General features: G+C 34.9%; 11 protein-coding genes. 7 read left to right on the top strand and 4 right to left on the bottom strand.

Features of this window, described 5'->3' with window-relative positions; translation table 11 throughout:
- Nucleotides 1-57: 57 nt before the first annotated feature.
- Nucleotides 58-453 carry an FdtA/QdtA family cupin domain-containing protein gene (locus P8M54_RS00085; protein ID WP_300283642.1) on the top strand — a complete coding sequence of 132 codons (396 nt, stop codon included), beginning with the start codon at nucleotides 58-60 and terminating at the stop codon, nucleotides 451-453.
- On the opposite strand, the gene P8M54_RS00080 is transcribed toward P8M54_RS00085, so the two are convergent.
- From P8M54_RS00080 to P8M54_RS00070, 3 genes are read right to left on the bottom strand one after another with little or no spacing between them, the layout of a single operon-like run.
- The gene (locus P8M54_RS00080) at nucleotides 450-1394 is read right to left on the bottom strand and encodes a glycosyltransferase family A protein (RefSeq protein ID WP_300283641.1); all 945 of its coding nucleotides are present in this window, start codon (nucleotides 1392-1394) and stop codon (nucleotides 450-452) included. The genes P8M54_RS00085 and P8M54_RS00080 overlap by 4 nt on opposite strands.
- Nucleotides 1394-2278: a glycosyltransferase family 2 protein gene (locus P8M54_RS00075; RefSeq protein WP_300283640.1), complete on the bottom strand. Its 885-nt coding sequence runs from the start codon at nucleotides 2276-2278 to the stop codon at nucleotides 1394-1396. The genes P8M54_RS00080 and P8M54_RS00075 overlap by 1 nt, the downstream gene beginning before the upstream one ends.
- Complete coding sequence (locus P8M54_RS00070) at nucleotides 2278-2961, bottom strand: ATP-binding cassette domain-containing protein (protein WP_300283639.1); 684 nt, start codon at nucleotides 2959-2961, stop codon at nucleotides 2278-2280. Before P8M54_RS00070 ends, P8M54_RS00075 begins: the two co-directional genes overlap by 1 nt.
- A 166-nt stretch (nucleotides 2962-3127) precedes the next feature.
- Between P8M54_RS00070 and P8M54_RS00065 the strand changes: the two genes are divergently transcribed.
- The 3 genes from P8M54_RS00065 (at nucleotide 3128) to P8M54_RS00055 (ending at nucleotide 8912) form a co-directional block, all read left to right on the top strand.
- The gene (locus tag P8M54_RS00065; RefSeq protein ID WP_300283638.1) at nucleotides 3128-6142 is read left to right on the top strand and encodes a tetratricopeptide repeat protein; all 3015 of its coding nucleotides are present in this window, start codon (nucleotides 3128-3130) and stop codon (nucleotides 6140-6142) included.
- Nucleotides 6143-6196: 54 nt separating this feature from the next.
- The gene (locus P8M54_RS00060) at nucleotides 6197-7063 is read left to right on the top strand and encodes a PhzF family phenazine biosynthesis protein (protein ID WP_300283636.1); all 867 of its coding nucleotides are present in this window, start codon (nucleotides 6197-6199) and stop codon (nucleotides 7061-7063) included.
- Nucleotides 7064-7151: 88 nt separating this feature from the next.
- The gene (locus P8M54_RS00055) at nucleotides 7152-8912 is read left to right on the top strand and encodes a TonB-dependent receptor (protein WP_300283644.1); all 1761 of its coding nucleotides are present in this window, start codon (nucleotides 7152-7154) and stop codon (nucleotides 8910-8912) included.
- A gap of 73 nt (nucleotides 8913-8985) precedes the next feature.
- Here P8M54_RS00055 and P8M54_RS00050 read toward each other — a convergent pair whose 3' ends face one another.
- Nucleotides 8986-9531: a DUF2911 domain-containing protein gene (locus P8M54_RS00050; protein ID WP_300283635.1), complete on the bottom strand. Its 546-nt coding sequence runs from the start codon at nucleotides 9529-9531 to the stop codon at nucleotides 8986-8988.
- Nucleotides 9532-9711: 180 nt separating this feature from the next.
- Between P8M54_RS00050 and P8M54_RS00045 the strand changes: the two genes are divergently transcribed.
- From P8M54_RS00045 to asnB, 3 genes are all read left to right on the top strand, one after another.
- Complete coding sequence (locus P8M54_RS00045) at nucleotides 9712-10161, top strand: hypothetical protein (RefSeq protein ID WP_300283634.1); 450 nt, start codon at nucleotides 9712-9714, stop codon at nucleotides 10159-10161.
- An 82-nt stretch (nucleotides 10162-10243) separates the two neighbouring features.
- Nucleotides 10244-11869, top strand: a complete 1626-nt coding sequence (locus P8M54_RS00040) for an amidohydrolase (RefSeq protein WP_300283633.1) — start codon at nucleotides 10244-10246, stop codon at nucleotides 11867-11869.
- 200 nt (nucleotides 11870-12069) lie between these two features.
- A partial coding sequence (gene asnB, locus P8M54_RS00035) for an asparagine synthase B (protein WP_300283632.1) occupies nucleotides 12070-13097 on the top strand: 1028 nt, incomplete at its 3' end.

Here is a 13097-nt window from a genome sequence, read left to right as displayed (position 1 = left end):
TAGAAAATATTGGAAAGCAATGGTTGACCTATTTAAAAATTGATGTAAGTTAGCCTTATGAATATAGAATTAATCGAAATTCCTAAAATTGAAAATGTACTCGGAACCATAGGTGTTGTCGAGAACAATACCATACCTTTTGAAATGAAAAGGGTGTATTATTTGTATGATATTCCTAGTTCAGCGAGCCGCGGCGGACACGCACACAAAAATTTACGGCAGGTTTTAATAGCGATTTCAGGCAGTTTTGATGTAATCGTAAAAGATGGTTTTTCTGAAGAAAAAATCACACTCAATAAACCCAATATGGGTCTTTTAATTAATGCAAATATTTGGAGAGAACTCGATAATTTTTCGTCGGGAGCTGTATGCTTAGTGATGGCTTCGGCAGTTTTTGATGAATCAGATTACATCCGAGATTACCAAACGTTTTTGGAGTATCTTCAGGGTTAGTAGGTCGTTATTCGGTAGCCTTTTTTCACCAAATATTGTTTTAAGTATTGAACGAATAGCAGCAATTTTCTTGGCGCAATCAATAATAGTCGTTGTGATGGGTTCAAACCTGAAACAAAAGGATCTTTCGCAATAGCCTTCTTTAGTTTTTGATACGTTTGCTTATCTTTTTCCATTTTATACATTTTTGCAAAAATATAACGGTGAAAATCCAAGTATCTTTTCAAACTAGGGTTGCCTTTAGTGTCTTTTTCATAAGAATCTAAATTAGGAATCACCTTGTTTTTTACTGATGAGGTAGTGATTTTATTTTCAGAAAACATGTTGTAATGTACTAAAGACTTTGGTGCATAGGCAAGCTGAAAAGTAAGGTTGGCTCTAATGTTAAAATCGACATCTTCCGCAAAGGTTATTTGTTCGTTGTAGTTTCCAACTGATTCCAGAACTATTTTATGTACACACAAACTCGATGGGCAGTAAATGGGTTGGTTTAAACTAGCCTCAAAGAAATTAGCTACAATAAAGGGATCGTTTTTTTGAATCGGACTTTTGGGTTTGAGTGCAACGGATTTTGAATAGATTTCTAGATAATGAGTTGCAAATAAATTAGCCTCGGGGAATTCCTGGATTAAATTAGCAATAGTAGCTAGAAAATTAGAATCCCAAGTATCATCAGCATCTAAAAAAGTAATGTACTGAGCAGAAGCCGCGCTAATACCCGTGTTTCTCGTAGCTGAAAGTCCTTTGTTTTTACTATGCTTAATGATTTTTACTTTGGCGGAAGCCAAGCCAATAACTTTTTCTAAACTAGCGTCGGTTGAGGCGTCATTAATTATGAGTAGCTCAAAGTCGGCGAAAGATTGATTAAGAACACTTTTTACAGTGGCCTCAATATAGTTTTCTTTATTATACAGCGGAATGACGACCGAGAAAAAAGGCATTATTGGTGGTTTAAGTAACAAAAATAACCAATTTTATAAAGGTCAAAGGCGAATAGAGAAGGTTTTTTTGAAAGTAAATTTCTCTCTAAAAGGGGCGCCGTTTTTTGATAAACAAATGATGTAAGCGCTACCAATCGTATCTTTTTTAAAATGTGGTAGGTTCGAGTAATTTTGGTTACAATCGCTTTGTTGTTCTGATTTAAATAGAAAAGCGTTTGTAAGGCTTCCTTAGTTTTTGATAAAAACTGTAGAGATGATTCTAGATTTTGATGAAAAACAGGGTTTTCTATTTGCTCGATTGCAATGTTTTTTTCTTTTAAATTTTGAATAAAAACATAATCTTCATATCCGTAAGTAGTAATCTCATCACTAAATGGACTAGCGCAAAACACCGATTTTAAAATTAAAAAATTAGATACAAAGCTAGTGGTATAGGGTTGTTTTTTTCTGTTTTCAACCGAAACAGCCTCTCGCTTATGGCCATATTTCCATCGTAATAATTGATCATTGGCTGGTTGTAAGGAGGAATACAACAGTCCGCCAAAGACTGCTTTGAGGGAATTCTTTTTTATTTGGTTCCAATAAGTAGCAATAAAAGTGCTGCTTTGAGGAAAAGTGTCACAATCTAGGAAAAGGAACCAATCATAAGCACCTTTTGTTGCTAATTGATTCCGTATTTGGCTGCGACCAATATTTTTGGGTAATAATTCGTAACTACAATTGGATAGCGTACTTATGGTACTATTTGAGGACGTAAAAGCAGTTGAAGCATCATCGATGCAGATAATCTCAAAATCCAAAGCGACTTCCATACACTGCGAATGCAATTCTTGAACTAAAGGAAGTGCATCGTAATTGTATATCGGAATCAGGATGGAAATCATTACACGGTTCTCTGAACTACCTCAAAGATTTTAGTGTCTTCACATTTCAAAGTTTTAGATGGAAATTTCATTAATAAAGCATAATCGTGAGTTGCCATAATAATGGTTTTTCCATTTTCATTTATTTTACGTAACACCTCTAGAACCTCTGTACTTGTTTGAGGATCTAGGTTTCCAGTAGGCTCATCAGCAAGTATCAATTCGGGGTCGTTTAATAATGCTCTGGCAATAGCGACACGTTGTTGTTCCCCGCCCGAAATTTGGTGTGGCATTTTTGAAGCATACGCTTTCATTCCTACTTTATCTAAAACTTCGTCTATTTTACGATCCATTTCGTTAGCATCGATCCAACCTGTCGCTTTTAAAACAAAAAGCATGTTGTCTTTAATCGAACGATCGGGTAATAATTTAAAATCTTGAAAAACAATACCAATTTTTCTTCTTAAAAACGGAATATCATCTTCTTTAAGTGTGTCTAGATCGAAATCTACAATATGTCCTTCTCCTTCCGAAAAGGGTAAATCAGCATAAAGCGTTTTCATTAAACTACTTTTTCCTGATCCCGTTTTTCCAATAATATATAAAAATTCGCCTCGATTTACTTCTAGGTTAATGTTAGATAAAATCACTTTATCTTCTTGATAAATCGTTGCGTTTTTTAAAGACAGAATTGCTTGAGACATAATTATTGGTGTTTATGGTGTAAAAGTAATTATCAATTATGAATTTTCGCTTATCAATTATTAATTTTTTAAACAATGTTAAAAATTTGTTCATAATAAAACCGCTGACTACCTCGTTATAAATAGTATATTACAATACATTTGAATACATTAAAAAACATATAAAATGCGTAAACTTTCTTGGCTTTTCTTTTTACTTATAGCGGTAAACTCGTTTACAGTTTCAGCTCAAAAATCAGCTATATATACCAGTGATTTAAAGGATTACAATAAAGCAGTGGCGTTATTTAACGATAATCAGTATGCTTCGGCTCAAATGATTTTTGATAAAATCAAGTCGGAAACTAATGATGCCGAATTAAAATCGGACTGCGCTTATTACGATGCATCTTGCGCAATTCGACTAAATCACGCCAATGCAGATGAAAAAATGGAGAATTTTGTAACAAATTTTCCAACCAGTGCCAAAAGTAATCAGGCCTATATTGAGGTAGCTCATTATTATTTTGATCAAGGAAGCTATCCACAAGCCTTGCAATGGTTTCAAAAAGTAAATGAAAATCAATTAAGTGCTAGTGATCGCGATAAATTTAACTTTCAAAAAGGCTATGCGTTTTTTAGTTCCAAAAACAAAAAAGAAGCGACTACGTACTTAAATAAGGTTGTTAATTCTAAAGAATACGGCTCGCAGGCCAAATATTATCTTGGTTTTATTGCATACGAAGGCGATGATTACAAGGAAGCTACCAAGTATTTCGATGAAGTTTCAGGAGAAGAAAAATACAAGGAAAAGCTGTCTTACTACCAAGCTGATATGAATTTTAAGCTGGGTAATTTTCAAAAAGCTATTGAATTAGGAGATAAAGCGATGGCAAAATCTTCGGCATTGGAAAAATCAGAACTCAATAAAATCATTGGCGAGAGTTATTTTAACTTGAAGCAATATGAAAAGGCAATTCCGTATTTATCGCAATATAAAGGTAAAAAAGGCCGATGGAATAACACTGATTTTTACCAATTAGGATATGCTTATTACAAGCAAAAGGATTTTGAAAGCGCCGTTTCTCAGTTCAATAAAATTGTGAACGGAAAAGACTTCGTTGCTCAAAATGCCTACTATCATTTAGGAGAGAGTTACTTGAATTTAGATAAGAAGCAAGAAGCATTGAATGCTTTTAAAAATGCTTCAGAGATGAATTTTGATGCGGCCATTCAGGAAGATGCAAGTTTAAATTACGCCAAATTAAGTTACGAACTAGGGAATTCTTATCAAAGTGTTCCAGCTGTTTTGCAAGGTTTTTTGAAAACCTATCCTAATAATGCTAGTAAATCAGTAGTCGAAAAATTATTAATTGACTCCTACATTTCCTCTAAAAACTATAAGGAAGCTTTGGTGTTATTAGAAAAAAATAAAAGTCCCGAAAATAAATTAGCCTATCAAAAGGTGACTTTTTATAGAGGTTTAGAGCTATACATGGATAGGGATTATACAGCTGCTGCCAAGATGTTTAAAAGTTCTTTAGCTGGTCAAATCGATGTCGAATTCGCAGCAAGAGCCACTTTTTGGAAAGGTGACACTGAATTTACTACCGCTGACTATGCCAATTCTGCTATTAGTTACAAACAATTTGCAAGCATGCCCAAGGCTAGTGCTACACCTGAGTACAAAAACAGCAGTTACAATTTAGCGTATGCCTATTTTAAAATGAAAGAGTACGATCAGGCAGCAACTGCTTTTCAAGTACATATTGATAAAGTTAAGGATGATAAAGTGCGTTTGACTGATGCTTACTTACGTTTGGGAGATTGTCTTTTTGTAACTTCAAAATACTGGCCTGCAATGGATGCCTATAATAAGGTGATCGATTTTAAAAGTGTAGATTCTGATTATGCTTCCTACCAAAAAGCGATTTGCTACGGATTTGTTTCTAAAAATGATAAGAAAATTGAGGAGTTAAATTCGTTTTTGAGTGCGTATCCTAAATCTAGTTTACGTGATGATGCGATGTATGAGTTAGCGAGTACTTATGTTGCCGCTAGTAAGCAGGACTTGGGTTTAAAAACCTATGATCGATTAATAAATGAATATCCCAAAGGTTCCTATACTGCCAAAGCAATATTGCGTCAAGGTTTGATTTATTACAATTCAGATAGAAATGCAGAGGCTTTAACTAAATTCAAGAAAGTAGCTGCTGATTTCCCGAAAACTGCGGAAGCTTTGGAGGCGGTATCAACGGCTAGACTTATTTATGTTGATGGTGGTAGAGTAGGAGAGTATGCTGCTTGGGTAAAAACATTAGATTTTGTTGCTGTTACCGATGTTGATTTAGATAATGATACATTCGAATCGGCTTTGAAGCAGTTTGAACAAAACAATAATAGGCAAGCCATTTCTGGTTTTATGGCTTACATTTCTAGCTTCCCAAGAGGAATACATGCTTTGAAAGCGAATTTCTATTTGGCGCAAGCTTATTTTGAAGAAGGTCAAAAAGACAAGTCAATTACCAATTATACCTTTGTAATTAACGAACCTAGAAGCGAATTTACAGAGCAATCTTTAGCGAGACTTTCTCAAGTACTATTGGATAACAAAGCTAACGATAAAGCTATTCCAGTGCTCATTCGATTAGAAAACGAGGCTGATTTTCCACAAAATAAGGTATTTGCCCAATCGAATTTGATGAAATGCTATTACGAAAAGAAAGATTATAGTAATTCGGTTATTTATGCGGATAAAGTATTGAACAATCCAAAAACAGATGATAATGTAAAAAGTGATGCTCAAATCATAATAGCGCGTTCTGCCTTGCAAACGGGTGATGAAACTAAAGCAAGGGCAGGTTATGCTAAATTGTTGACATTGGCAAAAGGCGAACTAGCTGCTGAGGCTTTGTATTATGATGCCTATTTCAAGTACAGAGATGGTAAATACGAAGCATCAAATCTGGCGGTTCAAAAATTAGCTAAAAATTATTCGGCTTATCGTTATTTTGGTGCCAAAGGATTAGTAGTAATGGCTAGAAACAATTATGGTTTGAAAGATAGTTTTCAGGCAACCTACATTTTAGAAAATGTTATTAAAAATTTCACAGATTATCCAGACGTAATCGCGGAAGCGCAAACCGAATTGGATCGTATAAAAGGAGAAGAAGCGAAAACAAATTCATCGATTGTAAAATAAAAAGGATGCGCAATTCAATCAACAGCGTTGCCTAATTTTTTAAAAATTAAATAAATGACTATTCCCTTTTATATCGTAGATGTTTTTACCGAAAAGAAATACGCTGGCAATCAGCTCGCTGTTTTTTTTAATGCAGGCGAGTTAACGACCGAGCAAATGCAAGAAATTACAAGAGAGATTAATTTTGCTGAGAGTACTTTTGTTACGTCATTAAATGCAGAAACTAAAGAAGCATCAGTACGCATTTTTACTCCTGCAAGCGAAATGCAATTTGCGGGTCATCCTGTAATAGGAACTTCTTGGGTGATTTTAAACAAAATATGGAATGCTACATCCAAGAATATCACTTTGCAGGTGCCAGTTGGAGCGATTCCTGTGGAAGAAATTAACAATCAACTTTGGTTACAGGCGGCTCAGCCCCAATTTTTTGACACCTTAAATAAGGATGATTTTGCTGCTTTTAGTAATCTTACCGTTGCTGATTTTGATCCTCGTTATGATATTCAGGAAGTATCAACTGGTAGTGCCTTTGTAATCGTGCCTGTAAAAAGCAAGACAGTTTTGCAAGAGATTCAATTAGACAAAGAAAAAACAGCGACTTGGTTGCAAGCCAATTGTAAAACGCAGCATAAAGCCTTGTATTTTTTTAGTTTGGAAAACGAAATACTGCATACCAGAATGTTGTGTATTGAACACAATCAATTAATTGAAGATGCAGCGACAGGAAGCGCAAGTACCTGTTTACAAGCTTTTTTATTGCGCTATCATAATCCTGTTATCAAGCTGATTAACAATCAAGGAGAAAGTGTTCATCGTCCATCGCAAATTTATTTTGATGGAAAAGTGGTTGGTGATCAATATGATATTAGAATAGGTGGTCAAACACAGTTTATCGCCGCGGGAGAATGGCAAGTTGGGTAAGAAATACGATAAAATAAGAACTATAATAGCGTAGGATTGGTTTTTTACAACCGATGCGAACGAGATCAAAATATAACAAATGAAAAATATGAATTTCAATTTTCAAAACAAATTACTTATTGCCACGTTTTTAGTAGCGTTTCAGCTAACTATTGCTCAAAAAAAGGAAGAAACAATAGGTTCTGAAGTAGTAAATGTGGTTAAGCCATATACACCAACCATTTCAGATGCCTTTAAAATTAAAGAGACACCTAATCTTGATGATGAGGGAAATGCTAAGAAAGAAACGATTAGATATACTATATTTTCTTTTCCAGTTGCTTCCACTTTTACACCTTCAAAAGGGAAAGCAGAAGGGGTTGATAAAACCAAACAAGCGCGTTTGTTTAATAATTATGCGACCCTTGGTTTTGGTAATTACCGTGTTTTTAACGGAGAGCTATTTGTAAATCAAGAGTTGGGAGCTAATGATTATGTTGCGGGTATTTTTCGCCATCTGTCTTCGCAAGGAGGGATTTCAGGCGTGGAATTAGACGATCGATTTTACGATACTTCTCTCGGATTGACCTACGGAGCTAATTATAACTCAATGTCGTGGAATTTGGATTTAGGTTATCAAAATCAAATTTATAATTGGTATGGCCTACCAGAGAGTTTTGGTAATACGTTAAGTCCTGCTGACCGCTCAGCTTTGGTATTTGGAATCGATCCGCAACACAGTTATAATACACTTTCTGCAGGAGCTAAAATTGAATTTAATGATGGATTTTTAAAAGAATCTACGGTTAAGTTCAGCCGCTTTACTGACAACTTTAAGTCGGCTGAGAACCGTTTTTCTATCAAACCCTCTTTGCAATTTAATATTATGAATCAGTTTATTAAAACTAATATTATAGTTGATTACGTAGGTGGAACTTTTGAAAAAAACTATGAAAACACAAATAGCCAACCTTTGAAGTATGGGTATACTAACTTTGGAGTAGCTCCAAGCTTTGTTGTCTTAAAAGACGATTGGACCTTGAATTTAGGAGCCTCGGTATTTTATAGTATGGACAATCAAAATAGCAGCAATAAAGTGTATGTGTATCCTAATATTAATGCTTCGCTCAAAGTAGTTGGTGATTTAATGATTTTTTATACTGGAGCTGAAGGAAGTCTTTCTCAAAATTCATATCAAGATTTTGCCAATGAGAATGCTTTTTTATCTCCTACCTTAAATATAACGCCTACTGATAAGCAATATGATGTTTTTGCAGGGTTAAAAGGTAAGTTAGCCTCTAATGTAAGTTACAACATCAAAGGTTCGTATGCTTTTGAAAAAAATAGAGCTTTATTCAAAAGTAATAACTATACTGAGAATAGTGCTAATGAGGATTATGCTTTTGGGAATTCGATGGGTGTGGTTTATGATGATATGAAGACATTACGTTTTTCAGGTGATTTGAAGGCAAGTTTTTCTGATAATGTTACGTTCGGAATCGGAGGAACTTTTAGTACGTATACAAATGCTTTTCAACCGGAAGCTTGGAATTTACCAAAAATTAAAATGAACACCACATTAGATGTAGTTATTACTGAAAAATGGTATGCTGGTACCACTGTATTTTATGTTGGAGACAGAAAGGATTTAAAAGTAGATACCAATATCATTTATATTGTTCCTCCTGCTCCAGTAACACTTAAAAGTTACTTTGATGCCAATGCGCATGTAGGGTACAAGTACAACAGTCAATTAACAGGTTTTGTAAAAGCAAATAATATTGCCAATCAAGGGTATCAAAAATGGTTAAATTATCCCGTTCAAGCTTTTCAAATTGTACTTGGAGCTAATTATAAATTTGATTTCTAAACCTAGAAATTTGCTATAAAAAAAGAGCGCTGTGTTTATTTTACAGCGCTCTTTCTATTTGAAATCAAAAGTTTTATTTTGTAAAGGGCACTGCAACTCTTACTTTGTCCCATCCCATATTAAGTACCACGCCGTTATCACTTGGAGTGAAAACCATAGATAATGCTTCTAATGAATCAGCAGCAGTTGTTACAGGTACTGTTACACGAGCAACATCGTTAGCTTCTTTGTAAAAATAAGATCCCCAAACATTCAAATCTTTATTGATGATAATGGTGTAATTATCTTTAGCAGGTATAGCATAAAGTGTGTAGGTTCCTGCTTTTACAGTTTTTCCACCTAGTTTCATGTCAGTATAAAGGGTTATTTCAGTAGCTTCATTAGCACCGGTTCTCCATACTTTACCATCAGGAGCTAATTCTGATAAACTACGTCCTTTTAATAACGGACGGCTGTACGTTACTTTTACCAATTTATCTGAAATTTTATAATCTGTAGGGAATGCAGCAACGTCCATGCTACTTTTGTCTAAATCAGGAAATTTTTGTGCAGAGGCATTTGTTGATAGTAAAACGGTAAAAGCAAATGCAGCTGAAGCAATGATTGTCGATTTTTTCATAATTGTTTTAAATTAATTTAATGCTAAAAATAGCAGTTGTGCTACGAAAAGCACAAAAACAGATGTTAAATTTTGGATAATTTTGTAATATACTCAGCTATTATTAGCCTAACTTTGATTGCTAAATACACCGGTGATAAGAAAATTATCTCAAATTTTTAAAGAATAAAAATAAATCAAATGACCTTTAAGCATAAGATATACAACTATTACAAGCAACTTGTTCAAGATCGAATCGATGTTTTTAGAGATATGATCGCCGCATTGACTGAGGATTCTAAAAACGATGCAAAAGGTTCTGCAGGCGACAAGCACGAAACCGCACTTTCGATGATGCACTTGGAGCAAGAAAAACTAAATGCGAAACTACGTGAAGTGGTTCAGCAAAAAGCAGTTTTAGATAAGATTAATCCTGAAATAGTGGCAGAGATTGTTACATTGGGTAGTTTGGTAAAAGCGAACGGAATTTACTTGTATTTATCATTGGCCTTGCCTAAAATTAATATAGATGGAGTTAATGTAATTGCTTTATCACCGGAGTCACCATTGGGTAACAAGCTAATGGGTAATCCCGTTGGTTATACCTTTGAAATTGGCACTACAAATTATATTTTAGAAGAAATTAGCTAAGCAAAGTTTCATATTTAGTAGTTGTTGATGTATTTTTTTAGTCATCTTTTTTTATCTTAGCCAGCATAAAAATAGACTCTTTATGAAAAAAATTATTTTACTGCTCTTCTTAGTTTCACTTACTTCTTGTCTAAAAAAAGATAAAATCACGGTAGATACTATCATTACTGATGCTACAATATACACTGTTAATAAAAATTTTGATACCGCTACTGCTATTGCCATTCAAGACGGTAAAATAATTGCAATTGGTACGGATGAGGAACTAACAGATAAATATCAATCTAGAAACACCATTGATGCCGAAGGTAAGTTTATTTATCCGGGCTTATTTGATGCGCATTGCCATTTTTATAATTTTGGTTTGACCTTACAAGAAGCTGATCTCCGCGGAACAAAGAGTATGGAAGAGATTGTTGCCAGGATTCAAGCCTTCCAAAAGGTGAAAAAAACGGATTTTATTGTAGGTAATGGATGGGATCAAAACGATTGGGCTATTAAAGAATTTCCATCAAAAGCCATTTTAGACAAGTACTTCCCTAATATCCCTGTCGTGTTAAATCGAATAGATGGACATGCAATTATTGTAAATAGCAAAGCTTTGGCTTTAGCCAATATTACGAAAGACACCAAAGTTTCGGGTGGTCAAATCGAAATCAAAAACGGAGAGCCTACCGGGATTTTAATTGATAATCCTATGGAATTGGTTTTTAGTATTATTCCGAAGCCAAGTCGTAAAACACAAATAGCTGCTTTGTTAGATGCAGAAAAAATCAGGTTTGATTACGGCTTAACTAAGGTAAATGATGCCGGCTTAGACCACAAAGTAATCGATTTAATTGATAGCCTTCAAAAGGCAAAAGTGCTGAAATTAAATGTTTATGCGATGGTTAGTGCTAATCCAGATAATTTGGATTTGTACCTTAAAAAAGGAACTTACAAAACAGATAACCTAGATGTGCGATCTTTTAAAATGTATGGAGATGGTGCTTTAGGGTCAAGAGGAGCAGCTATGCATGCGCCCTATTCTGATAGTCACACGCAGTTTGGAGCCTTAATTACTCCAATTGCTGATATGAAAACAATCGCTAAAAAGATTGCAGCATCTAATTTTCAATTGAATTCCCACGCGATTGGTGATTCTGCTAATACGGTTTTGCTAAAAATATATAAAGATGCATTAACAGGTAAAAAGGATCGTCGTTGGAAAATTGAGCACGCTCAAGTAGTGCGTGAAATTGATTTTGATTACTTCAAATTTGGGATTATTCCGTCGGTACAACCAACACATGCTACATCAGATATGTATTGGGCTGGTGATCGACTTGGAAAAGAACGTCTAAAAAATGCTTATGCTTATAAAAAACTGCTCCAAAAAGCAGGGGTAATTGCTTTAGGAACTGATTTCCCCGTAGAAGAGGTAAATCCCATGCTTACTTTTCATGCCGCAGTAGCTAGAAAAGATAGTAAAGGATATCCTGCGAAGGGATTCCAAATGGAAAATGCTTTAACCAGAGAAGAAACACTTAAAGGGATGACAATTTGGGCTGCTTTTTCTAATTTTGAAGATAAAGAGAAAGGAAGCTTAGAAGTTGGTAAATGGGCTGATTTGGTGATTTTTGATAAAGATTTGATGAAAATATCTGAAAGTGAGATCCTTAACATGAAGCCGGTAAATACCTACCTAAAAGGACAAAAAGTAAAGTAAAAGTTTTGGGTAACAGTAGGTTTCTTACTGTTTTTAAGAGGAACGCTTATTTATTGTATGTTTTGATTACAAAACTGCGGTAGATAAGCTTTTTTTGTTTTTATTTGTAATCAGATATAGTAAATGTGTTTGCTGATTGTAACTATTAATCCATCTTTGCCTTATCAAAATAAACAAAGTAGTAAATAAAATATATAGTTATGTGCGGAATAGTATGTGCCTTCGATTTAAAACAAAATGCAGAAACCTTACGACCAAAGGTATTGGAGATGTCAAAAATAATTCGTCATCGTGGACCTGATTGGAGTGGGATTTTTAGTAATGATAAAGCCATACTATCACACGAGCGTTTGGCAATTGTTGATCCAGCATCTGGAAAACAGCCTTTGTTTAGTGCTGATGGCAAATTAGTATTGGCGGCCAATGGAGAGATTTATAACCACAGAGAATTGCGTAAGCAGTTTGTAGGTAGCTATGATTTTCAAACAGAAAGTGACTGTGAAGTAATCTTAGCGTTGTACAAAGAAAAAGGGCCTCATTTTCTTGATGAAATGAATGGAATTTTTGGTTTTGCAATTTATGATGTTGACAAAGACGAGTATTTTGTAGCACGCGATCACATGGGTATCATTCCTTTGTACATTGGTTGGGATCAGCATGGTACTTTTTACGTAGCCTCAGAGCTTAAAGCATTAGAAGGGTATTGTACCAAAATTCAGTTATTTCCTCCAGGTCATTACATGACGAGTAAAGACGGTGAATTTGTACAATGGTATAAAAGAGATTGGACTGAGTACGAAAATGTAAAAGACAACGAAACAAAGATTGAAGATATTAAAGTAGCGCTGGAAGCAGCGGTCCACAGACAGTTAATGAGTGATGTGCCGTATGGTGTTTTACTCTCGGGTGGATTAGATTCTTCTATCACATCGGCTGTAGCCAAAAAATATGCGCAAAAACGAATCGAGTCTGATGATACAACCGATGCTTGGTACCCGCAATTGCACTCCTTTTCAGTAGGATTAGATGGTTCGCCTGATTTAGCAGCAGCACAAATTGTCGCCGATCATATTGGAACGATTCACCACGAAATCAAATTTACGATTCAAGAAGGTCTGGATGCTATTAAAGATGTTATCTATAACCTCGAGACCTATGATGTGACAACCGTGAGAGCTTCCACTCCTATGTGGTTAATGGCGAGAGTTATTAAGTCAATGGGAATAAA

Origin of the sequence: Flavobacterium sp. (assembly GCF_029242675.1) — a bacterium.
Taxonomy (GTDB): domain Bacteria; phylum Bacteroidota; class Bacteroidia; order Flavobacteriales; family Flavobacteriaceae; genus Flavobacterium.
The sequence above is the reverse complement of the archived record's forward strand: the minus strand, read 5'-3'. Positions and strand labels throughout refer to the sequence as shown.